The 21,902-nt window shown below is 59.5% G+C and carries 19 protein-coding genes, 1 tRNA gene and 1 pseudogene; 9 read left to right on the top strand and 12 right to left on the bottom strand.

Going from position 1 to position 21,902, the window contains the following annotated elements; translation table 11 throughout:
* Positions 1-5 precede the first annotated feature (5 nt).
* The 9 genes from tolR to nadA all read left to right on the top strand — a co-directional run bounded on the left by tolR (position 6) and on the right by nadA (position 7,199).
* Entirely contained in the window at positions 6-458 is a 453-nt protein-coding gene (tolR, locus tag AC1D2Q_RS12910; protein WP_169342487.1) for a protein TolR, read from the top strand.
* A complete protein-coding gene (gene tolA / locus AC1D2Q_RS12905; RefSeq protein ID WP_018926496.1) occupies positions 458-1,537 on the top strand; it encodes a cell envelope integrity protein TolA in 1,080 nt (359 codons plus the stop codon). Before tolR ends, tolA begins: the two co-directional genes overlap by 1 nt.
* 29 nt (positions 1,538-1,566) lie before the next feature.
* Positions 1,567-2,835 carry a Tol-Pal system beta propeller repeat protein TolB gene (tolB, locus tag AC1D2Q_RS12900; protein WP_018926495.1) on the top strand — a complete coding sequence of 423 codons (1,269 nt, stop codon included), beginning with the start codon at positions 1,567-1,569 and terminating at the stop codon, positions 2,833-2,835.
* Between the two features lie 52 nt (positions 2,836-2,887).
* Positions 2,888-3,385 (top strand): peptidoglycan-associated lipoprotein Pal, encoded by a 498-nt coding sequence (gene pal / locus AC1D2Q_RS12895; RefSeq protein ID WP_003178634.1) that lies wholly within the window; start codon positions 2,888-2,890, stop codon positions 3,383-3,385.
* Between the two features lie 6 nt (positions 3,386-3,391).
* Positions 3,392-4,231 (top strand): tol-pal system protein YbgF, encoded by an 840-nt coding sequence (ybgF, locus tag AC1D2Q_RS12890; protein WP_477813418.1) that lies wholly within the window; start codon positions 3,392-3,394, stop codon positions 4,229-4,231.
* Positions 4,232-4,397: 166 nt separating this feature from the next.
* A complete protein-coding gene (gene queE / locus AC1D2Q_RS12885; RefSeq protein ID WP_018926493.1) occupies positions 4,398-5,045 on the top strand; it encodes a 7-carboxy-7-deazaguanine synthase QueE in 648 nt (215 codons plus the stop codon).
* 1 nt (position 5,046) lies between these two features.
* Positions 5,047-5,739 carry a 7-cyano-7-deazaguanine synthase QueC gene (gene queC / locus AC1D2Q_RS12880; protein ID WP_428632086.1) on the top strand — a complete coding sequence of 231 codons (693 nt, stop codon included), beginning with the start codon at positions 5,047-5,049 and terminating at the stop codon, positions 5,737-5,739.
* Between the two features lie 63 nt (positions 5,740-5,802).
* Positions 5,803-5,878, top strand: a tRNA-Lys gene (locus AC1D2Q_RS12875).
* A gap of 262 nt (positions 5,879-6,140) precedes the next feature.
* Positions 6,141-7,199 (top strand): quinolinate synthase NadA, encoded by a 1,059-nt coding sequence (nadA, locus tag AC1D2Q_RS12870; RefSeq protein WP_413695053.1) that lies wholly within the window; start codon positions 6,141-6,143, stop codon positions 7,197-7,199.
* A 61-nt stretch (positions 7,200-7,260) separates the two neighbouring features.
* Here the strand turns inward: nadA and AC1D2Q_RS12865 are convergent, their stop codons facing one another.
* From AC1D2Q_RS12865 to arcD, 12 genes and pseudogenes are all read right to left on the bottom strand, one after another.
* Positions 7,261-7,749, bottom strand: coding sequence for an RDD family protein (locus tag AC1D2Q_RS12865; protein ID WP_019581477.1), 489 nt, complete (start codon positions 7,747-7,749; stop codon positions 7,261-7,263).
* Between the two features lie 96 nt (positions 7,750-7,845).
* Positions 7,846-8,058 (bottom strand): cold-shock protein, encoded by a 213-nt coding sequence (locus AC1D2Q_RS12860; RefSeq protein ID WP_007934683.1) that lies wholly within the window; start codon positions 8,056-8,058, stop codon positions 7,846-7,848.
* A 393-nt stretch (positions 8,059-8,451) separates the two neighbouring features.
* Positions 8,452-9,576, bottom strand: coding sequence for a glycine cleavage system aminomethyltransferase GcvT (gene gcvT, locus AC1D2Q_RS12855; RefSeq protein WP_477813417.1), 1,125 nt, complete (start codon positions 9,574-9,576; stop codon positions 8,452-8,454).
* 33 nt (positions 9,577-9,609) lie between these two features.
* A complete protein-coding gene (locus tag AC1D2Q_RS12850) occupies positions 9,610-10,986 on the bottom strand; it encodes an L-serine ammonia-lyase (RefSeq protein ID WP_253416463.1) in 1,377 nt (458 codons plus the stop codon).
* 162 nt (positions 10,987-11,148) lie between these two features.
* Positions 11,149-14,001, bottom strand: coding sequence for an aminomethyl-transferring glycine dehydrogenase (gene gcvP / locus AC1D2Q_RS12845; protein ID WP_230175470.1), 2,853 nt, complete (start codon positions 13,999-14,001; stop codon positions 11,149-11,151).
* An 11-nt stretch (positions 14,002-14,012) separates the two neighbouring features.
* The gene (gcvH, locus tag AC1D2Q_RS12840) at positions 14,013-14,390 is read right to left on the bottom strand and encodes a glycine cleavage system protein GcvH (protein ID WP_477813416.1); all 378 of its coding nucleotides are present in this window, start codon (positions 14,388-14,390) and stop codon (positions 14,013-14,015) included.
* A 438-nt stretch (positions 14,391-14,828) separates the two neighbouring features.
* Positions 14,829-16,337 (bottom strand): sigma-54-dependent transcriptional regulator, encoded by a 1,509-nt coding sequence (locus tag AC1D2Q_RS12835; protein WP_428632072.1) that lies wholly within the window; start codon positions 16,335-16,337, stop codon positions 14,829-14,831.
* Positions 16,338-16,553: 216 nt separating this feature from the next.
* Positions 16,554-16,913 (bottom strand): DUF5064 family protein, encoded by a 360-nt coding sequence (locus AC1D2Q_RS12830; protein WP_477813415.1) that lies wholly within the window; start codon positions 16,911-16,913, stop codon positions 16,554-16,556.
* 65 nt (positions 16,914-16,978) lie between these two features.
* Positions 16,979-17,908, bottom strand: a complete 930-nt coding sequence (gene arcC / locus AC1D2Q_RS12825) for a carbamate kinase (protein ID WP_477813414.1) — start codon at positions 17,906-17,908, stop codon at positions 16,979-16,981.
* 176 nt (positions 17,909-18,084) lie between these two features.
* The gene (locus tag AC1D2Q_RS12820) at positions 18,085-19,095 is read right to left on the bottom strand and encodes an ornithine carbamoyltransferase (RefSeq protein WP_019581472.1); all 1,011 of its coding nucleotides are present in this window, start codon (positions 19,093-19,095) and stop codon (positions 18,085-18,087) included.
* Positions 19,096-19,164: 69 nt separating this feature from the next.
* Positions 19,165-20,412: pseudogene (arcA, locus tag AC1D2Q_RS12815) on the bottom strand (arginine deiminase); the annotation flags it as partial.
* A gap of 58 nt (positions 20,413-20,470) precedes the next feature.
* Entirely contained in the window at positions 20,471-21,898 is a 1,428-nt protein-coding gene (arcD, locus tag AC1D2Q_RS12810) for an arginine-ornithine antiporter (RefSeq protein ID WP_477813413.1), read from the bottom strand.
* Positions 21,899-21,902 lie beyond the last annotated feature (4 nt).

The raw sequence follows: 21,902 nt of genomic DNA, 5'->3' as shown, positions 1-21,902 counted from the left end.
CTTTAATCGCTCGAGCTCGCAAAAAGCGCAAGCCGGTTGCCGAGATGAACGTGGTGCCTTACATCGACGTGATGCTGGTACTGCTGGTCATCTTCATGGTGACCGCGCCGATGCTCAATCAGGGCGTGAAAGTTGATCTGCCCAAGGTTTCCAGCGAAGCCTTGCCGCAGGACAACAACACTCAGGTCCTGACCATTTCGATCAAGGCTGACAAGACCTACTACTGGAACCTTGGCAGCGAAGTCGACACCGAAAAGCAGCAGGACAAGGCCATGACCTTGCCGCAAATGACCGACGCCGTGACCAAGATCATTCGCGTTGGCAACGGTAACGGTAAGCGCACGCAGGTGTTCATTCGTGGCGACAAAACCGTCGATTATGGCGCCGTCATGGGCGCCATGGGCGGGTTGCAGAAGGCCGGGGTCGGTAATGTTGGCTTGATTACCGAGGCGCCCTGATGCAGCAACTGCGAGAGCCGTCCGCCTCGGAAAGCTACTTCTGGCCTAGTGTCTGGGCGATTGTCTTGCACGTGCTGGTGTTCGGCATGCTGTTCGTCAGTTTCGCCTTCACACCGGAGCTGCCGCCGGCCAAGCCGATTGTCCAGGCAACCCTGTACCAGCTGAAATCGAAAAGTCGGGCGACCACCCAGACCAATCAGAAGATCGCGGGTGAGGCGCAGAAATCTGCTGCGCGTCAGACCGAAGTCGAGCAGATGGAACAGAAGAAGGTCGAGCAGGAAGCGGTGAAGGCTGCGGAACAAAAGAAAGAAGAAGCGGCTCAAAAGGCCGAGGAAGCCAAGAAGGCCGACGAGTCGAAGAAAGCGGAAGAGGCGAAAAAGGCTGATGAAGCCAAGAAAGCCGACGAAGCGAAGAAGACCGCCGAAGCCAAAAAGGCCGAAGAGAAACAATTGGCTGATATAGCCAAGAAGAAAGCCGAAGAAGAAGCCAAAAAAGCGGCTGAAGAAGAGGCCAAGAAAGCGGCCGCTGAAGAAGCGAAGAAAAAGATCGTCGAAGACGCGAAGAAGAAAGCCGCGGAAGACGCCAAGAAGAAAGCTGAAGCGGAAGAGGCGAAGAAGAAAATCGCCGAAGACGCGAAGAAGAAAGCGACTGCCGATGCCGCGAAGAAGAAAGCGCAGGATGCGGCTCGCAAATCGGTAGAGGACAAGAAGGCTCAGGCTCTGGCTGACTTGCTGTCCGATAAGACCGAGCGTCAGCAGGCTTTGGCGGATGAGCAAGGCGATGAAACCGCGGGCAACTTTGATGATCTGATTCGTTCGCGAGCATCTGAAGGTTGGGCGCAGCCACCGTCGGCCCGCAAGGGCATGAAGGTGATTCTGCAAATCAACATGCTCCCTGACGGAACGATCTCCGGTGTTTCGGTTGCTCATTCCAGCGGTGACGCGCCGTTCGACAGTTCTGCAGTCGCGGCTGTAAAAAATATTGGTCGATTGACCGAAATGCAGGGTCTGAAGCCAGCTGATTTCGCACCCTATCGTTCATTCAAGATGACATTCACACCTGAGGATCTAGCCTTGTGAGAAACCTTCTTCGAGGACTGCTTGTAGTCATGTTCTGCTTTGCAGGACTGGCCACGGCAGATGAAAAAAATATCCTGGTCAGCAGTGGCAGCTCCCAGGCAACTCCAATTGCCGTTGTGCCTTTCGGCTTCCAGGGCGGTAGCGTGCTGCCGGACGACATGGCTGAGATTATCGGTAACGACCTGCGCAATTCGGGTTACTACGCGCCGATTCCAAAGCAGAACATGATCAGCCAGCCAAGCCAGGCCAGCGAAATCATCTACCGTGACTTCAAGGCGGTGGGTGCCCAGTACGTCATGGTTGGCAGCATTGTTCCGGCGGGCGGTCGCCTGCAGGTGCAGTACGCACTGTTCAACGTCGCCACCGAGCAGCAAGTGCTGACCGGCAGCGTGTCGGGCGGCGTCGATCAACTGCGCGACATGGCGCACTACATCTCCGACCAGTCGTTCGAAAAACTCACCGGTATCAAAGGTGCGTTCTCGACGCGTCTGCTGTACGTGACGGCCGAGCGTTTCTCCGAGAAGAACACTCGCTACACACTGCAACGTTCGGACTACGACGGTGCCCGTGCCGTGACGCTGCTGCAATCGCGCGAGCCAATCCTGTCGCCGCGTTTCGCACCGGATGGCAAGCGCATTGCCTACGTGTCGTTCGAGCAGAAGCGTCCGCGCATTTTCATGCAGAACATCGACACTGGTCGCCGTGAGCAGATCACCAACTTCGAAGGCCTGAATGGCGCGCCAGCCTGGTCGCCGGATGGCAATCGCCTGGCATTCGTGTTGTCGAAAGACGGTAACCCGGACATCTACGTGATGAACCTGGGTTCGCGTCAGATCACCCGTGTCACCAATGGTCCTGGCATCAACACCGAACCGTTCTGGGGTAAGGATGGTTCGACCATCTACTTCACCTCTGACCGTGGTGGCAAGCCTCAGATCTATAAAACCAGCGCAGGCGGTGGTGGTGCGGAGCGTGTGACCTTCATCGGTAACTACAACGCCAACCCTAAACTGTCGGCCGATGAAAAGACCCTGGTGATGATTCACCGCCAGGACGGTTTCACCAACTTCAAGGTGGCGGCTCAGGATTTGCAGCGCGGTAGTGTAAAGATCCTCACTGATAGCACTCTGGACGAGTCTCCTACTGTTGCGCCCAACGGCACCATGGTAATCTACGCCACCCGCCAGCAGGGCCGGGGAGTCTTGATGCTCGTGTCCATTAATGGACGCGTGAGGCTCCCGCTTCCTACCGCACAAGGCGAAGTCAGAGAACCGTCCTGGTCCCCTTACCTGAACTGACGCGGCGCTATACGTTTTACTTAACACACTGGGGTTCATTAGGAGTTTCACGATGGAAATGCTGAAGTTTGGTAAATTTGCTGCGCTGGCTCTGGCCATGGCTGTAGCTGTAGGTTGCTCGTCCAAAGGCGGCGACAACGCCGGTGAAGGCGCTGTAGATCCAAACGCTGGTTACGGCGCTAACACTGGTGCAGTTGACGGCTCCCTGAGCGAAGAAGCTGCTCTGCGCGCAATCACCACCTTCTACTTCGAATACGACAGCTCGGACCTGAAGCCAGAAGCCATGCGCGCTCTGGACGTTCACGCCAAAGACCTGAAAGCAAACGGCGCTCGCGTTGTTCTGGAAGGCAACACCGACGAACGTGGTACTCGTGAGTACAACATGGCACTGGGCGAGCGTCGTGCGAAAGCCGTTCAGCGCTACCTGGTACTGCAAGGTGTTTCCCCAGCTCAGCTGGAACTGGTTTCCTACGGCGAAGAGCGTCCAGTTGCTACCGGCAACGACGAGCAGTCCTGGGCTCAAAACCGTCGCGTCGAACTGCGTAAGTAATTCGTCATGCGAACGTGCCGTCGTGCTGTAACTGTTTTGGCTCTCAGTCTCGCACCGCTTGCGGTGTGGGCTGCGGTTCCTGTGGTCGAGGACAACTCCGGCTATAACAATAGCGGGAGCAGTTATCCGCCTGCGGGTTACGGTACGAACGGCGCCTATGCCGGGGGAGGGGTTTCGGCCCCTGTCTCGGCACAGGGCGAGCTGTTCAACCAACTGCAATCGATGCAGGAGCAGATCTCCCGCCAACAAGGCATCATCGAAGTTCTGCAAAATGATGTAGCGCGCATGAAGCAAGAGAACCTGGAGCGATATCAGGATCTTGATCGGCGCATAGGAACCGGCGTTGCACCAGCCGCGACTCCTGATAATTCTTCCACTGGTGGCAATTTGAATGCCTCCGGTGCAGCAGCCGGCGCAGGTGCGGGAGCGGCTGCCGCTCAAGCCCCGGCCGCGGGTGGCGAACCGGCTGACCCGGCGAAGGAAAAACTGTATTACGATGCAGCCTTCGACCTGATCAAAGCCAAGGATTTCGACAAGGCCAGCCAGGCTTTCGCCGCATTCCTGCGCAAATACCCGAACAGCCAATACGCGGGCAATGCCCAGTACTGGTTGGGTGAAGTGAACCTGGCCAAAGGCGATCTGCAAGGTGCAGGTCAGGCATTTGCCAAGGTTTCGCAGTTGTACCCCAAGCACCCCAAAGTGCCTGATTCGCTATACAAGCTCGCTGATGTAGAGCGTCGTCTCGGTCATACCGACCGGGTCAAAGGCATTCTGCAACAGGTCGTGTCCCAATATCCGGGCACTTCCGCCGCTCAGCTGGCGCAACGGGACTTGCAGCGCATGTAAGCCTGTTTAGCCCGTTTTGAAGAAACCCGCGCTTGTCGCGGGTTTTTTCGTTAGAATTCATGCCCTTTTTATGAAACACGCTTTTTGGGATCTGCGCGTTGGCGGGGTTCCTTGAAGTGCCTGACGGAGGCGGACAGCCTGTTTAGCTGTTACGCCCGTGGCGACTATGCAAGACACATTGAGAATCACCGAAGTTTTCTACTCGTTGCAGGGTGAAACGCGGACTGCCGGGCTGCCCACTGTTTTTGTGCGCCTGACCGGTTGCCCATTGCGTTGCCAATACTGCGACAGCGCCTACGCGTTCACTGGCGGCACCCTCCGCACGCTTGACGACATCCTCGAGCAAGTGGCCGGTTTTCGCCCGCGTTACGTCTGTGTCACGGGCGGTGAGCCCTTGGCGCAACCCAATGCCATTCCCTTGCTCAAGCAGTTGTGTGACGCCGGTTACGAAGTGTCGCTGGAAACCAGTGGCGCGCTGGACATCTCGGCGGTCGATCCACGGGTCAGTCGCGTCGTCGACCTGAAAACCCCGGGTTCGAAAGAAGCCCACCGCAACCGCTACGAGAACATAGAACTGCTCACGCCCAACGATCAGGTGAAGTTTGTCATCTGCTCGCGGGAAGACTATGACTGGGCCGTGTCCAAGCTGATTCAATACGGTTTGAACGAGCGTGCCGGCGAAGTCCTGTTCTCGCCGAGCCACCATGACCTGAATGCACGTGATCTGGCGGACTGGGTGGTGGCGGACAATCTGCCTGTGCGTCTGCAATTGCAGCTGCATAAATATCTTTGGAATGACGAGCCGGGGCGCTGAAATGACTGAACAACTGAACACTGCTGAAAAACGTGCGGTCATCCTGCTGTCCGGTGGCCTGGACTCGGCGACGGTCGTGGCCATGGCCCGTGCCGAAGGCTATAGCTGCTACACCATGAGCTTCGATTACGGTCAGCGCCACCGTGCCGAACTGCATGCCGCCGAGCGTGTTGCCCGCGACTTGGGTGTGGTCGAGCACAAGGTGATCGGCCTGAACCTGAACGGTATCGGCGGCTCGGCCCTGACCGACAGTTCCATCGACGTACCGGAGGCGCCGAGCGAAGGCATTCCGGTGACCTATGTGCCGGCGCGCAACACGGTGTTTCTGTCCCTGGCGTTGGGTTGGGCCGAAGTGCTGGGTGCGCGTGACATCTTTATCGGTGTAAACGCGGTGGATTATTCCGGTTACCCGGATTGCCGTCCCGAGTTCATCGAGGCCTTCGAGCGCATGGCTAATCTGGCGACCAAGGCCGGTGTAGAAGGGAATGGCTTCCGTATCCAGGCGCCCCTGCAGAACCTGAGCAAGGCGCAGATCGTTCAGGCGGGCGTGAAGCTTGGCGTCGATTACGGGCTGACCGTTTCCTGCTATCAGGCGGACGATAACGGCCGTGCTTGCGGTAAATGCGACAGCTGCCGTCTGCGTGCAGAAGGCTTTGCGGCGGCCGGAATCAGCGACCCGACACCTTATTTTTGATTTATTTCAAATTAGGTGTTGAATAGTCCTTAAAAATCAGTATTATACGCGCCACCACACAGCGGGTCGTTAGCTCAGTTGGTAGAGCAGTTGGCTTTTAACCAATTGGTCGTAGGTTCGAATCCCACACGACCCACCATTTTAAAAAATCTGGAAGGCCCACGTAAGTGAGGATTTCCGGGTTTTTTTTTGCCCGCGATTTGAGGTTGTCCTGGTCCGGGATCGCACCGAGTGACGCAGGTCAGAATCATCTTTTGCATCCGCCGGATATTCTGTAGCCTTGCGCAGCTTCAACGCTGTCCGTGCCTGATGAATACTCACTCTCCCGGCGGTACCCCGAAGGGTCCGGAGCCGGGTGTATACTCGACTTTCGCGCGAAAGCGCCTGCAGGTCTTGCGAACATGACGCAGATTTCCGAACGCCTTCTGGTTCAAGCCCACCTCGACGCCAAGCAGCCCAAGCCGCTGACGGCCGAGGAAGAGGCTTATTACCGCACAGCCATCGCAGCCGAGCTCAAAGCTCAGGACGCGGTGCTGGTTGCACACTTCTATTGCGATCCAGTCATTCAGGCCCTGGCCGAAGAAACCGGTGGCTGCGTCTCCGACTCTCTGGAGATGGCCCGCTTCGGCAATGCTCACCCGGCCAAGACCGTAGTGGTCGCCGGTGTGAAATTCATGGGTGAAACCGCGAAAATCCTCAACCCTGAAAAACGTGTGCTGATGCCGACCCTGGAAGCGACCTGCTCGCTGGACCTGGGTTGCCCGGTGGACGAGTTCTCGGCGTTCTGCGATCAGCACCCGGAACGCACGGTGGTGGTGTATGCCAACACCTCGGCGGCAGTCAAAGCCCGGGCGGATTGGGTGGTGACTTCCAGTTGCGCGCTGGAAATCGTCGAAAGCCTGATGGATAACGGCGAAACCATCATCTGGGGCCCGGACAAGCACCTGGGTACCTACATCCAGCGCAAGACCGGCGCCGACATGCTGCTGTGGGACGGTGCCTGCATCGTTCACGAAGAGTTCAAGGCCAAGCAGCTCGAAGACATGAAAGCGCTGTACCCGGACGCGGCCATTCTGGTGCATCCGGAGTCGCCGACTGCGGTGATCGAATTGGCCGATGCGGTGGGTTCCACCAGTCAGCTGATCGCTGCCGCGCAAAGCCTGCCGAACAAGACCCTGATCGTTGCCACCGACCGCGGCATCTTCTACAAGATGCAGCAGCTGTGCCCGGACAAGGTCTTTATCGAAGCGCCAACGGCCGGTAACGGCGCTGCTTGCCGCAGTTGCGCGCATTGCCCGTGGATGGCGATGAACACCCTTGAACGCACGCTGAAGAGCTTGAAGGAGGGGACCAACGAGATCTTCGTCGACCCGGCGTTGATTCCGCAGGCGATTCGGCCGTTGAAGCGCATGCTCGATTTCACGCAGGCGGCGCGGATGAAGCTGGCGGGTAACGCCTGATTCGTTGGCAGTGAGCCAAAAAAGCGCCCCGGTTTGATCGGGGCGTTTTTGCATCTGAGGATTATTTGGTCTTCTTCGGAATCCGCACCAGCTGGGTGTTGGAATAGATGTCGTGCCAGCTGCGCTTCTGTTTGTCGAACAGCGACCAGAAGAACCCCAGCCCGAGGCATAACCAGGACGCGATCGACACCACAAAGCGCAGCAGCGCCTGCCACAGGCTGATGGATGAGCCGTCGGCGTTTTGTACGCGGATGCACCACACCTGCATGCCCAGGGTCTGGCCCGACCAGGTCCAGAACTTGGCGAAGAAGCCGAACAGCACAAACAGCAGAACCGTCGACAGCAGTGGGTCACCGTCCAGAGCGCCGGCCTCGGTCAGGGTGCGCATCCGGTCTTCGCCGATGATCGCCATCTGGATCATCTTGTAAATGCCGCTGGTGACGATCAGCAGCGCGGTGCACAGCAGGAAGTCGTAGAACATCGCTGCCAGGCGACGACCCAGGCCTGCGGCGGGAAAGTCGCCTTGGGGGTTGAGCAGGTGTTTCGACATGGCTGCCTCTGAACGGAAAAAAGAAGCCATTTTACGGATTTGCGCGCACAAAAAAGCCCCTGATGTCAGCATCAGGGGCTTTTTCGTAACAGAAGATTAGCCTTCTGCTTGTACTTCGTCAGCCTGCATGCCTTTCTGGCCTTGCACAGCAACGAACGTCACTTTCTGGCCTTCTTTCAGGCTCTTGAAGCCGTTGCCCTGAATAGCGCGGAAATGCACGAACAGATCCGGACCGCTTTCTGGAGTGATAAAACCAAAACCTTTCTCGTCGTTAAACCACTTGACGGTACCGCTCTGACGTTGGGACATTTCTTATTTCCTTTGACGCAAAAATGAATGACAGTCTCCTTCTCGTGAAAGAGTACTGGGGCTGGTTGCAGGAGAGTAAGAAGACGTCGAACGGGATGTAGCTAACTTGTAGGCTACTGCCCAGGTCACGATTTCCAAGCGACCCATGCAAACACAGTGATCAAACTCTACGCCAACTACGGGAGAAAAAACAAGCCCCGCGAAGGCCCGGATTTCCTCAGGTTGATGGCAATTAGAGTGGTCACTAGTGCGGGCTTATTCGATCGAGTTGTTCATTGCTTTTCGATTGTTATAAGTAACGTTCATAAACGAAAGGTATGCACTATTTTATGGCGGTTGCGTTACAGATTAGTGCACTGTTAACGCAACCGCGTTACTTATAGAAACAGTCAATCAGCCACGATAGTAGCGTTGTGGAACAAATGGCATTTTGCTTACAAGCAAAGGCACCTTTTTCCCACGCACAATGGCCCAAACTGGCGTTTCCAAAACGGTATAAGCGCTGTCGAGGTAACCCATGGCCAAAGGACCGCCCAGGGTCGGACCGAAGCCGCCGCTGCAAACGCTGCCGATGATTTCGCCGGCTTCGTTGACGATCTCTGCACCTTCACGCACCGGAGTACGTTCCTGCGGCAGCAGGCCAACGCGCTTGCGGCTGACACCGGTTTGCTGTTGGGCGAATACTGTTTCGGCGCCTGGGAAGCCGCCGGCCCGCGCGCCATCGGCACGTCGAGGCTTGGAGATGGCCCACAGCAGGCTTGCTTCGATCGGCGTGGTTTCGGTGTTCATGTCGTGGCCGTACAGGCACAGACCGGCTTCCAGGCGCAGGGAATCGCGGGCGCCGAGGCCGATGGCCGCGACTTCCGGTTCGGCCAGCAGGGCGCGAGCCAGGGCTTCAGCGTTGGCCGCCGGCACGGAGATTTCGTAACCGTCTTCACCGGTGTAGCCCGAACGGCTGACAAAGCAGTCCACGCCCAACAGTTTCACGCGGGTGAACTGCATGAAGGTCATCTTCGCAACTTCCGGTGCCAGGCGTGCGAGCACAGTGACGGCAGCCGGGCCTTGCAGAGCGAGCAGGGCACGCTCTTCGAACAGCGGCTCGATGGTGCACTGATCGCCGATGTGCTTGCGCAGATGCGCCAGGTCCTGGTCCTTGCAGGCGGCGTTGACCACCAGGAACAATTCGTCGTTACCGAGGTTGGCAACCATCAGATCGTCAAGGATGCCGCCGGTCTCGTCGGTGAACATCGCGTAGCGCTGCATGCCCACCGGCAGGTCGATGATGTCCACCGGCACCAGGGTTTCCAGGGCTTTGGCGGCGTTGGCGCCGGTCAGGCGGATCTGGCCCATGTGCGACACATCGAACAGCCCGGCCTGATCACGGGTGTGCTGGTGTTCTTTCATCACGCCCAACGGGTATTGCACCGGCATGTCATAGCCGGCGAAAGGCACCATGCGGGCGCCGAGTTCGAGGTGCAGTGCGTGTAACGGGGTCTTCAATAGTTGTTCGGTGGACATATCCAGCTCCTGAAAATAGTGCAGATGCGCGCATCAGCACTCGATAATGTTGACCGCCAAACCGCCACGGGCGGTTTCCTTGTATTTGCTTTTCATGTCGGCGCCGGTCTGGCGCATGGTGCGGATGACCTTGTCGAGGGAGACGAAGTGCTGACCGTCGCCGCGCAGGGCCATGCGCACCGCATTGATGGCCTTGACCGAACCCATGGCGTTGCGCTCGATGCAAGGCACTTGCACCAGTCCGCCAATCGGGTCGCAGGTCAGGCCGAGGTTGTGTTCCATGCCGATTTCGGCTGCGTTTTCCACCTGCTGCACCGTACCGCCGAGCACTTCGCACAAAGCGCCGGCCGCCATGGAACAGGCAACGCCGACTTCACCCTGACAGCCGACTTCGGCGCCGGAGATCGAGGCGTTTTCCTTGTACAGAATGCCGATTGCAGCGGCCGTCAGTAGAAAACGCACCACGCCGTCTTCGTTGGCACCGGGGATGAAGCGCATGTAGTAATGCAGCACCGCCGGGACAATGCCGGCTGCACCATTGGTGGGCGCAGTGACCACGCGTCCGCCGTTGGCGTTTTCTTCATTGACCGCCAGGGCGTACAGGTTGACCCAGTCCAGCACCGACAGTGGATCGCGCAGCGACGATTCCGGGTTTTTGCACAGTTGCCGATGCAGCGCTGCCGCCCGCCGTTTGACCTTCAGCCCACCGGGCAGGATGCCTTCGTTGCGGCAACCGGCGGCGACGCAGTCCTGCATCACTTGCCAGATCTTCAGCAGCCCCGCGCGGGTTTCCGCTTCCGGGCGCCAGGCGCTTTCGTTGGTCAGCATTACCTGACTGATCGATAAACCGTAGGTGCTGCAGTGACCGAGCAGGTCCTTGGCGCTTTTGAACGGAAAGGTCAGCGGCGTGGCGTCTTCGACGATGCGGTCGGCGCCCGCTGCGTCTTCATCGACCACGAACCCGCCACCGACCGAGTAATACTCGCGGCTGCGCACTTGCAGGCCGGCCGCGTCGAACGCGCGAAAGATCATGCCGTTGGGGTGATAGGCCAACGGTTTGCGAATCATTGCCAGGTGTTCTTTCTCGTTGAACGCGATGCTGTGTTCACCGAGCAGGTTCAAGCGACCGCTGCTGCGAATCTCTTGCAGGCGGGCGGTGACGGTTTCGGTGTCCACGGTGTCCGGGTGTTCGCCTTCCAGGCCCAGCAATACGGCCTTGTCGCTGCCGTGGCCTTTGCCGGTGGCGCCGAGCGAGCCGTAGAGCTCGACTTTGACGCAGGTAGTTGCCGATAGCAGCCCTTCACGGCGCAGACCTTCGGCGAAGCGCGCAGCGGCACGCATCGGGCCGACGGTGTGGGAGCTGGAGGGGCCGATACCAATTTTGAACAGGTCGAACACGCTTAACGACATGGTTGTTCTCCGGTTTCTTGTTATGAGGATCGACACAGATCGATCGTTCCCATGCTCCCGCGTGGGAATGCAGCCCGTGAAGCTCTGCGTCACAAAGCGGACGCGGAGCGTCCCGAGAGGCGTTCCCACGCAGAGCGTGGGAACGATCATTGTTGTACAGGTTTAAGCGTAGCTTTCGATCGACGGGCAGGCGCAGACCAGGTTGCGATCGCCAAACACGTTGTCGACGCGACCGACCGGTGGCCAGTACTTGGCTTCGATCAGCGACGCTACCGGGTAAACGGCTTGCTCGCGGCTGTACGGGTGAGTCCACTCGCCGACGATTTCCGCAGCGGTGTGCGGGGCGTTTTTCAGCGGGTTGTCATCCTTGTCCAGCGTGCCGTTTTCCACCGCGCGGATTTCTTCGCGGATGCGGATCATGGCGTCGCAGAAGCGGTCCAGTTCTTCCTTGGATTCGCTTTCGGTCGGCTCGATCATCAACGTGCCGGCCACCGGGAACGACATGGTCGGGGCGTGGAAGCCGAAATCGATCAGGCGCTTGGCCACGTCATCGACGCTGATGCCGCTGCTGTCTTTCAGCGGACGCAGGTCGAGGATGCATTCGTGCGCCACCAGACCGTTGCTGCCGGTGTACAGCACTGGATAGTGCTCTTCGAGGCGACGGGAAATGTAGTTGGCATTCAGGATCGCCAATTGCGAAGCGCGCTTGAGGCCGGCGCCACCCATCATACGAATGTACATCCAGGTGATCGGCAGAATGCTCGCGCTGCCGAACGGTGCCGCGCAGACCGCGCCTTCCTTGCGTTCCATCTGGGCGTGGCCCGGCAGGAACGGCGTCAGGTGCGACTTGACGCCAATCGGGCCGACGCCCGGGCCGCCACCGCCGTGTGGGATGCAGAAGGTTTTGTGCAGGTTCAGGTGCGATACGTCGCCGCCGAACTTGCCCGGTGCGCAGAGGCCGACCATGGCGTTCATGTTCGCGCCATCGATATACACCTGGCCGCCGTTGTCGTGAATGATGCCGCAGATTTCGCGGATGCCTTCTTCGAACACACCGTGGGTCGACGGGTAGGTGATCATCAGCGCGGCGAGGTGTTCGCGGTGCTCGATGGCCTTGGCGCGCAGGTCTTCGATGTCGACGTTGCCGCGGGCATCGCACGCGGTCACAACCACACGCATGCCGGCCATGTTCGCGGTGGCCGGGTTGGTGCCGTGGGCGGACGACGGGATCAGGCAGATGTCGCGACGGTCTTCGCCACGGCTCTGGTGGTAGGCACGGATCGCCAACAGACCGGCGTATTCACCTTGGGAACCGGCGTTCGGTTGCAGGGAGATCGAGTCGTAACCGGTGGCGGCGCAGAGCATCGCTTCCAGTTCATCGGTCAGTTGCTGATAGCCGGCGCTTTGCTCGGCCGGAGCGAACGGGTGCAGGGCACCGAATTCAGCCCAGGTCACCGGGATCATTTCGCTGGCGGCGTTGAGTTTCATGGTGCAGGAACCCAGCGGGATCATGGTGCGATCCAGGGCCAGGTCCTTGTCCGCCAGTTTGCGCAGGTAGCGCATCAGCTCGGTTTCGGAGTGATAACGGTTGAACACCGGGTGGCTGAGGATTGGCGATTGGCGAACCAGTGCGGCCGGGAGGGTGCTTTGGACCGAGGCGGCCAATGCAGCGAAGTCCGGCAGGGCCTTGCCGTCGGCCAGCAGGCTCCACAGGGTTTCGACGTCAGCCTGGCTGCTGGTTTCGTCGAGGGACAGACCCAGACGCTCAGCATCGACCACGCGCAGGTTGATCTTCTGCGCATGAGCCTTGTCGTGCAGGGCCGCCGTTTGTGCGCCGGTTTTGATCGTCAAGGTGTCGAAGAAGCTGGCTTGCTCGACGCTCAGGCCCAGTGCACTCAAGCCTTTGGCGAGGATCGCGGTCAGGTGATGAATGCGATTGGCGATCTGCGTCAGGCCTTTCGGGCCGTGGTACACGGCGTACATGCTGGCGATGTTGGCCAACAGCACCTGGGCGGTGCAGATGTTGCTGGTGGCTTTCTCGCGACGGATATGTTGCTCGCGGGTCTGCATGGCCAGGCGCAGGGCCGGCTTGCCGAAACGGTCCACGGAAACGCCGACCAGACGGCCCGGCATGTCGCGCTTGAACGCATCCTTGGTGGAGAAGTACGCCGCGTGCGGGCCACCGAAGCCCAGCGGCACACCGAAGCGTTGCGCGCTGCCGATGGCTACGTCGGCGCCGAATTCGCCCGGCGGGGTCAACACGGTCAGGGCCAGCAGGTCAGCTGCGACCGCGACCAGCGCATTCGCCGCGTGGAAGCGCTCGGTCAGTTCACGGTAGTCGAACACGTCACCGTTGCTGGCTGGGTATTGCAACAAGGCGCCGAAGAACGGCGTCACGTCGGTCAGTTCACGCTCGTCGCCCACCACAACGTCGATGCCCAAAGGCTCGGCACGGGTGCGCAAAACGTCGAGGGTTTGTGGGTGGCAATGAACGGAGGCGAAGAAGGCGTGGCTGCCTTTGTTCTTGCTCAGGCGTTTGCAGAAGGTCATGGCTTCGGCAGCAGCGGTGGCTTCGTCCAGCAGCGAGGCGTTGGCGATCGGCAGGCCGGTCAGGTCGCTGATCAGGGTCTGGAAGTTCAACAGCGCTTCGAGACGGCCCTGGGAAATTTCTGGCTGGTATGGGGTGTAGGCGGTGTACCAGGCCGGATTTTCCAGCAGGTTGCGCAGGATCGGTGACGGCGTGTGAGTGCCGTAGTAGCCCTGACCGATGTAGGTCTTGAACAGCTGGTTTTTGCCGGCGATGGATTTGATCAACGCCAGGGCATCGGCTTCGCTCAGGCCGTCTTCAAGGCCGAGGATGCTGGTGCCTTTGATGCTGTCGGGAATGACACTGGCGCTCAGGGCTTCCAGGGAGTCGAAACCGAGGCTGTTGAGCATGGCTTGCTCGTCGCCTGCACGCGGGCCGATGTGGCGGGTGATGAATTCGTTGGCGGTCGTCAGATTGACTTGAGTCATGTCGGCGCTCCTCAGGCTTCGGCTTTGATCAGGCGGTCGTAAGCGTCTTGATCCAGCAGTTGGCCGACAGCCGAGGCGTCGGTGGGCTTGAAGCGGAAGAACCAGCCTTCGCCCAGCGGATCTTCGTTGACCAGTTCAGGGCTGCTATCGAGGGCCGGATTGGTCTCGACCACTTCTCCGTCCAGGGGCATGTACACGCCGCTGGCCGCTTTTACCGATTCCACGGTGGCGGCTTCTGCGCCTTTGTCGTAGGACTGCAGCTCAGGCAGTTGTACGAAAACCACGTCGCCCAGTGCGTTCTGTGCGAAAGCGGTGATGCCGACCGTGACGGTGCCGTCAGCTTCGGTGCGCAGCCATTCGTGATCTTCAGTAAAACGCAACTCGCTCATGGAAACTCCTAAGGGGGCCAGACTCGTCTGGTGGACGCGATGGAATGCAGGAGCAAAAACCCTGCTTTATAGGAGGTTACTAAGCAAAAAGGCGGCCAATGTTATTTTTATGTTTAAAAACAATAACTTATATGTTTTCGTAAACCGTTGTGTTTCTGCGGCTGTAGCGAATTCGCTACAGCCTGAAGCAAAGAAAAAAGCCTAGGTGGATCAAAGCCTTGCACAGCGCTGATCGGGAGAGGGTGTATCGATATCGTTCCACTGTAGCGCTTTCAGTACAGATGGAGGTCGCTTTTTGGCATGGTTTTGAAGGCGACATGATCGTTCCCACGCGCAGCAAAGGAATGCCTCAATGGACGCTCTGCGTCCGCTCTTGGAACGCGGAGCGTCCCGGGCTGCATTCCCACGCAGAGCGTGGGAACGATCACCGAGTAAGCCTCACGGCTTATTGGGAATCCCGTACTTGCGCAACCGATGGGCAATCGCGGTGTGGGAGGTTTGCAGGCGGCTGGCCAGTTGGCGGGTCGAGGGGTAGCTGACGTAGAGCTTTTCCAGCAGGTCCTTCTCGAACGCTTCCATGGCCTGTTCGAGGCTGTCGACCTCGATGTCGCTCTGGCGCGCCACAGAGGTGCCGGCGATGTCGAGGTCGCCGATGTCCACCAGGCTGCTTTCGCAAATCGCCGCGGCGCGGAAGATCACGTTCTGCAATTGCCGTACGTTGCCTGGCCAGCGATTGCCCAGCAGCGCCGGGTAAGTGCCGGGGGCCAGGCGACAGACCGGACGCTGGATCTGCGCGCAGGCCTGCTGCATGAAGTAGCGCGCCAGCAGCAGAATGTCCTGGCCGCGCTCGCGCAGGGGCGGGACTTCGACATTCAGCACGTTGAGGCGATAGAACAGGTCTTCGCGGAAAGTGCCTTCGCTGACCATTTTTTCCAGGTCGCGATGGGTCGCGCTGAGGATCCGCACGTTGACCTTCACTTCGCGATCGCCGCCAACCCGACGGAAGCTGCCGTCGTTGAGAAAACGCAGCAGTTTCGCCTGCAAATACGGTGACATTTCACCGATCTCGTCGAGAAATACCGTGCCCTGGTTGGCCAGCTCCATCAGCCCCGGCTTGCCGCCCCGTTGCGCCCCGGTGAAGGCGCCGGGGGCGTAGCCGAACAGTTCGCTTTCGGCGAGGTTTTCCGGCAGTGCCGCGCAGTTCAAGGCCAGGAACGGCGAACTGTGGCGGGCGCTGATGGCGTGACAGGCACGGGCTACCAATTCTTTGCCGGTGCCGGTTTCACCCTGGATCAGCAACGGTGCATCAAGGGCTGCGACTCGCTGGGCGCGGGCCTTGAGCGTACGAATGGCAGGGGATTCGCCGAGCAGGGCATCGAAACCTTCAGCGTGATCGTGGTGCAGCGCCGAGAGGCGTTCACCGATGCGGTTCGGTTGATACAGGGTCAGCAGGGCGCCGGCGTCGGTGATCGGTGTGGCGTCCAGCAGCAGGGTTTGACCGTTGACGGTGATCTCGCGCAGCGGCAGACGGAAGCCATTTTCCAGCAAGGTGTCGAGCAGCGCCGGGTCGGCAAACAGCTCGCTGATGCTTTCACCCGCCGGTTCGCGACCGTACAGGGCAATCAGTGCCGGGTTGGCCAGCAGCACCTTGCCGGCGCTGTCCAGGGCCAGCACCGGGTCGGTCATGGCGGCGAGCAGCGCATCGAGCTGCAAGTGACGGCGTTGACCGGGAAGGATGTCGACCACCGTCACTGCTTGCACGCCACGCACGTTGAACAGCGCATCGCGCAGTTCTTCGAGCACCGCCGGGCTCAAGGTCGGGGCGTCGATGTAGACGTTGGGCGGCACCATTTCCACCGCATCCAGATTGAGATTGCGCCCACCGAGCAGGGCCAGGACTTCCTGGGTGATACCGACGCGGTCGATGAAACTGACGTGGATGCGCATGGGGCGGTTTGGTTCTGGAGTGCGGAGGGTGGCAAGTATGCCTTGGGGCGGGGCTCAGGTGAAATGCGCGTTCTAATTGCAGGAGCGAGGCTTGTCCGCGAAGGGGCCATCTGAAACGCTAAAAGCTTCGCGGGCAAGCCTCGCTTCTACAGGTCGTGTGGCAAGGTTGTGTGGCGTAGCGAATGAAGTTCGCTATCGCGAGCAAGCTCGCCCCACTTATCCCAGGTGTTCAGGTTTGACCGGGTCGCCGGATTTGACGTCGAGTTGGGCCCGCACGTCTTCAAACATTTCGTCGTAGTACTTGTGCATGGCGCCGATATTGGCGGTCTTGGGCATGCCGTACTTTTGCGCAATGCGCGTGGCGTGGCGGGCAAAGTCGAAGGCCTGGTCCTTGGGCAGATAAAACTCTTCATTCAGCTCCTTGCCCTCGACCGAACCACGCAGCTTGAAGAGCATGCCTTGGCCTTCCTTGGGATCCTGAGCAATTTTGTATTCAATGTGCAGGTTGTAGCTGTAATCGTCCTTGTTCAGCGCATGGCGCTCGATGTGCAGGTGTCCGGGTTCGAACGTAGCCATTGGCGTCTCTCCTTCAAAGGCATTGAATCAGGGCAGACCTCACGCCTGCCCCCCTGCGTTTCTTTCTATTGATAACTGATGCCAGGCGTCGCTGTGCTGATACGGGTGCCGGCCTTGCCCTGGATGATCGCTTCGATGTCCGAGAGTGAACCGATTACCGCGACTTTCCCAGTATGGCGGGCGAACTCGCAAGCCGCCTGGACCTTTGGTCCCATGGAGCCGGCGGCGAAGCCGAGTTTGTCCATTTCATCGGGGTGAGCCTGGGCGATGGCTTTCTGGGTGGGCTTGCCGAAATCGATGAACGCCGCGCTGACGTCGGTGGCGATCACCAATAGATCGCTTTCCAACTGTTCGGCCAGCAACGCCGAGCACAGGTCTTTGTCGATCACCGCTTCCACGCCCTGCAGCTTGCCGTTGGCATCGTAGATTGTCGGGATGCCCCCACCGCCGGCGCAGATCACGATGCTGCCTTTTTCCAGCAGCCACTTGATCGGGCGGATTTCGAAGATGCGTTTGGGTTTCGGGCTGGCGACCACGCGCCGGAACTTGTCGCCGTCCGGGGCGATGGCCCAGCCTTTCTCGGCGGCGAGTTTCTCGGCGTCGGCCTTGGAATAGACCGGGCCGATCGGTTTGCTGGGGGCCTGGAACGCCGGGTCGTTGGGGTCGACTTCGACCTGGGTCAGCAGGGTGGCGAACGGCACTTCGAAGTCCAGCAGGTTGCCCAGTTCCTGTTCGATGATGTAGCCGATCATGCCGTCGGTTTCGGCGCCGAGTACGTCCAGCGGGTAAGGCGAAACCTGGCTGTAGGCCGCCGCTTGCAGCGACAACAGGCCGATCTGCGGACCATTGCCGTGGGCGATCACCAGTTGGTTGCCGGGATGAATCTTGGCGATCTGTTCGGTGGCGATCCGGATGTTCGCGCGCTGGTTGTCCGCGGTCATGGGCTCACCCCGGCGGAGCAGGGCGTTACCGCCCAGAGCAATGACGATACGCATAGTGCAGTCCTTTCAGAGATCGATGATCCTCGTAGGAGCTGCCGAAGGCTGCGATCTTTTGATCCTGGTCTTTTGATCTTGATCTTTGCCTGGCCATTGAAGATCAACATCAAGATCAAAAGATCGCAGCCTGCGGCAGCTCCTACGGGGTCAGTTCATGAACAAGTGTTCAGCCGTCAGATATCCGCCAGCGCCGACACCAGAATAGCCTTGATGGTGTGCATACGGTTTTCCGCTTGCTCGAAGGCGATGTTGGCCGGCGATTCGAAGACTTCTTCAGTCACTTCAACCCCGTTGGCCAGGTTCGGATAACGCGCGGCGATGTCCTTGCCGACCTTGGTTTCGCTGTTGTGGAACGCCGGCAGGCAGTGCATGAACTTCACGCGCGGGTTGCCCGAGGCCTTCATCATGTCGGCGTTGACCTGGTACGGCAGCAGTTGCTCGATGCGCTCGTCCCACGCTTCCACCGGCTCGCCCATCGATACCCAGATGTCGGTATGGATGAAGTCCACGCCCTTGACCGCCGCTTTCGGGTCTTCGGTGATGGTGATGCGCGCGCCGCTCTCTTCGGCGAAGGCTTTGCACTGATCGATGAAGTCCTGATGTGGCCACAGCGCTTTCGGTGCAGCGATGCGTACGTCCATGCCGAGTTTGGCGCCGATCATCAGCAACGAATTACCCATGTTGTAGCGCGCATCGCCGAGGTAGGCGTAGCTGATGTCGTGCAGCGGTTTGTCGCTGTGCTCGCGCATGGTCAGGGTGTCGGCGATCATTTGCGTCGGGTGGAATTCAGCGGTCAGGCCGTTGAACACCGGTACGCCGGCGAACTTCGCCAGCTCTTCGACGATTTCCTGTTCGAAGCCACGGTACTCGATGGCGTCGAACATCCGCCCCAGCACGCGGGCGGTGTCCTTCATGCTTTCCTTGTGGCCGATCTGCGACGACACCGGGTCGATGTAGGTGACGTGGGCGCCCTGGTCATGGGCCGCGACTTCGAAGGCGCACCGGGTGCGGGTCGAGGTTTTTTCGAAGATCAGCGCGATGTTCTTGCCTTGCAGGTGCGGACGCTCGGTGCCGGTGTATTTGGCGCGCTTGAGGTCGCGGGACAGGTCCAGCAGGTAGTGCAGCTCGCGAGTGGTGTGGTGCATCAGCGAGAGCAGGCTGCGGTTGCGCATGTTGAAAGCCATGATTGGATCTCCTTGGGTGTCGGTTATCCCCTCGGCCGTGCTGGATAAGCATCGGCCAAGGCTCGAAAGTTAATAATCGATAGGGTCGCGAATGATCGGGCAGGTCATGCAGTGGCCACCGCCGCGCCCGCGCCCGAGTTCACTGGCGCTGATGGTGATGACCTCGACGCCGGCCTTGCGCAGCAAGGTGTTGGTGTAGGTATTGCGGTCGTAGCCGATGACCACGCCTGGCTCCAGCGCCACCACGTTGTTGCCGTCGTCCCATTGCTCGCGTTCGGCGGCAAAAGCGTTACCGCCGGTTTCGACGACACGCAGCGCCTTGAGGTTGAGGGCCTTGGCCACGGTGTCGAGGAAGCTGGTTTCTTCACGGCGCACGTCGATGCCGCCCGGTTTGCTGTCGTCAGGACGCAGGCTGAAGGCGACGATCTGCTTCACCACTTCCGGGAAAATCGTCACCAGGTCGCGGTCGCAGAAACTGAACACGGTGTCCAGGTGCATCGCCGCGCGGGATTTCGGCAGGCCGGCGACGATGATCCGTTCCACCGCTTTGTTCTTGAACAGGTTGACCGCCAATTGGCCGATGGCCTGGCGGGACGAGCGCTCCCCCATGCCGATCAACACCACACCGTTGCCGATCGGCATCACGTCGCCGCCCTCCAGAGTGGCGCTGCCGTGGTCCTGGTCCGGGTCGCCGTACCAGATCTGGAAGTCGGCGTTGGTGAACTGCGGGTGGAATTTATAGATGGCGGTGGCCAGCAGGGTTTCCTGACGGCGCGCCGGCCAGTACATCGGGTTCAGGGTCACGCCGCCATAGATCCAGCAGGTGGTGTCGCGGGTGAACTGGGTGTTGGGCAGCGGCGGCAGAATGAAGCTGGAATGACCGAGGAAGTCGCGGAACATCTGGATGGTCTTGCCGCCGAAACTGTCCGGCAGGTCATCGGCGGAAACCCCGCCGATGAGGAATTCGGCGATTTTGCGTGGCTCCAGGCTGCGCAGCCAGGAACCCACTTCATGGATCAGGCCGAGGCCGACCGAATTGGCGGTGACCTTGCGTTCCAGAATCCAGTCCAGCGCTTCAGGCATCGCGACGATGTCGGTCAGCAGGTTGTGCATTTCCAGCACGTCGACATTGCGCTCGCGCATTTTGGTGACGAAGTCGAAGTGGTCGCGCTTGGCCTGGGCGACCCACAGCACATCATCGAAAAGCAGTTCATCACAGTTGTTCGGGGTCAGCCGCTGGTGGGCCAGGCCGGGGGAGCAAACCATGACTTTGCGCAGTTTGCCGGCTTCGGAGTGGACGCCGTACTTAACTTTTTCCCGTCATTACCGTGTTCCTCCAGATGAAAACAATCAGGTGCTGCTTTTCACAACAGTGCTAAAGGGTCAGAAAGCCGTCATACAGCCCATAGGCCGCCACCAGGGCGCCCGCGACGACAGCAGCGAAAATCAGCTTCTCGACGTTGGTGAAAACCGGTTTGTCGACTTCAAGCTTGGCCTTGGCGAACAGGATCGCGCCGGGGGCATACAGCAGGGCGGAGAGCAGCAGGTATTTGACGCCGCCGGCGTACAGCAGCCAGATCGCGTAGATCAACGCGATGCCACCGACGATCAAATCTTTTCTGCGTTCGGCCAGGGCGTTTTCATAGCTCTCGCCGCGTACCGCCAGCAGCACGGCATAAGCCGCCGACCACAGGTACGGCACCAGAATCATTGAGGTGGCGAGGTAGATCAGCGACAGGTAAGTGCTGGCCGAAAACAGTGTGATGATCAGGAACAGCTGCACCATCGCGTTGGTCAGCCACAGCGCGTTGGCCGGTACCTGGTTGGCGTTTTCCCGGCGCAAAAACGCTGGCATGGTGTGGTCCTTGGCGGCGGCGAACATGATCTCCGCGCACAGCAGCACCCATGACAGCAGCGCGCCGAGCAAGGAAATGATCAGGCCGACACTGATCAGCACCGCGCCCCAATGACCGACCACATGTTCCAGCACCGCGGCCATCGACGGGTTCTGCAGTTTCGCCAGCGCGGGTTGGGTCATGATCCCCAGGGACAACACGTTCACCAGCATCAGGAACAGCAGCACGGTGATGAACCCGATGACGGTGGCTTTACCCACATCGCTGCGTACTTCGGCACGGGCCGAGAAAATGCTCGCGCCTTCGATGCCGATGAACACCCACACAGTGACCAGCATCATGTTGCGCACCTGGTTCATCACATTGCCCAGGTCAGGGTTCTTGATGCCCCAGATGTCGGCGGTGAAGATCTCCAGTTTGAAGGCGAACAAGGCGATCAACACAAACAGCAGCAGCGGTACGACCTTGGCGACGGTGGTCACCAGGTTGATGAACGCCGCTTCCTTGATTCCCCGTAAAACCAGAAAGTGCACCGCCCAGAGCAGCAGCGAGGCGCCGATGACGGCGGCAGGAGTATTCCCCTCTCCAAATAGCGGGAAGAAGTAACCGAGGGTGCTGAACAACAGAACGAAGTAACCCACATTGCCCAGCCAGGCACTGATCCAGTATCCCCAGGCGGACGAGAAACCCATGTAGTCGCCGAAACCGGCCTTGGCGTAGGCATAAACACCGCCATCCAGCTCAGGCTTGCGATTGGCCAGGGTCTGGAAGACGAAAGCGAGGGTCAACATGCCCACTGCGGTAATTGCCCAACCAATAAGAACAGCACCGACATCAGCACTGGCGGCCATGTTCTGGGGCAAAGAGAAGATTCCGCCACCAATCATTGAACCGACCACTAAAGCAACGAGCGCACCGAGTTTCAGTTTTCCGGGGGATTCAGACATAGCA

Source organism: Pseudomonas sp. P1_A1, from assembly GCF_056406935.1.
This window is presented reverse-complemented; position numbering and strand designations above follow the sequence as displayed.

Coding starts and splice junctions, on each gene's coding strand:
- tolA (WP_018926496.1), top strand. CDS start 458: ATGCAGCAACTGCGAGAGCCGTCCGCCTCGGAAAGCTACTTCTGGCCT.
- tolB (WP_018926495.1), top strand. CDS start 1,567: ATGTTCTGCTTTGCAGGACTGGCCACGGCAGATGAAAAAAATATCCTG.
- pal (WP_003178634.1), top strand. CDS start 2,888: ATGGAAATGCTGAAGTTTGGTAAATTTGCTGCGCTGGCTCTGGCCATG.
- ybgF (WP_477813418.1), top strand. CDS start 3,392: ATGCGAACGTGCCGTCGTGCTGTAACTGTTTTGGCTCTCAGTCTCGCA.
- queE (WP_018926493.1), top strand. CDS start 4,398: ATGCAAGACACATTGAGAATCACCGAAGTTTTCTACTCGTTGCAGGGT.
- queC (WP_428632086.1), top strand. CDS start 5,047: ATGACTGAACAACTGAACACTGCTGAAAAACGTGCGGTCATCCTGCTG.
- nadA (WP_413695053.1), top strand. CDS start 6,141: ATGACGCAGATTTCCGAACGCCTTCTGGTTCAAGCCCACCTCGACGCC.
- AC1D2Q_RS12865 (WP_019581477.1), bottom strand. CDS start 7,749: ATGTCGAAACACCTGCTCAACCCCCAAGGCGACTTTCCCGCCGCAGGC.
- AC1D2Q_RS12860 (WP_007934683.1), bottom strand. CDS start 8,058: ATGTCCCAACGTCAGAGCGGTACCGTCAAGTGGTTTAACGACGAGAAA.
- gcvT (WP_477813417.1), bottom strand. CDS start 9,576: ATGTCCACCGAACAACTATTGAAGACCCCGTTACACGCACTGCACCTC.
- AC1D2Q_RS12850 (WP_253416463.1), bottom strand. CDS start 10,986: ATGTCGTTAAGCGTGTTCGACCTGTTCAAAATTGGTATCGGCCCCTCC.
- gcvP (WP_230175470.1), bottom strand. CDS start 14,001: ATGACTCAAGTCAATCTGACGACCGCCAACGAATTCATCACCCGCCAC.
- gcvH (WP_477813416.1), bottom strand. CDS start 14,390: ATGAGCGAGTTGCGTTTTACTGAAGATCACGAATGGCTGCGCACCGAA.
- AC1D2Q_RS12835 (WP_428632072.1), bottom strand. CDS start 16,337: ATGCGCATCCACGTCAGTTTCATCGACCGCGTCGGTATCACCCAGGAA.
- AC1D2Q_RS12830 (WP_477813415.1), bottom strand. CDS start 16,913: ATGGCTACGTTCGAACCCGGACACCTGCACATCGAGCGCCATGCGCTG.
- arcC (WP_477813414.1), bottom strand. CDS start 17,908: ATGCGTATCGTCATTGCTCTGGGCGGTAACGCCCTGCTCCGCCGGGGT.
- AC1D2Q_RS12820 (WP_019581472.1), bottom strand. CDS start 19,095: ATGGCTTTCAACATGCGCAACCGCAGCCTGCTCTCGCTGATGCACCAC.
- arcD (WP_477813413.1), bottom strand. CDS start 21,898: ATGTCTGAATCCCCCGGAAAACTGAAACTCGGTGCGCTCGTTGCTTTA.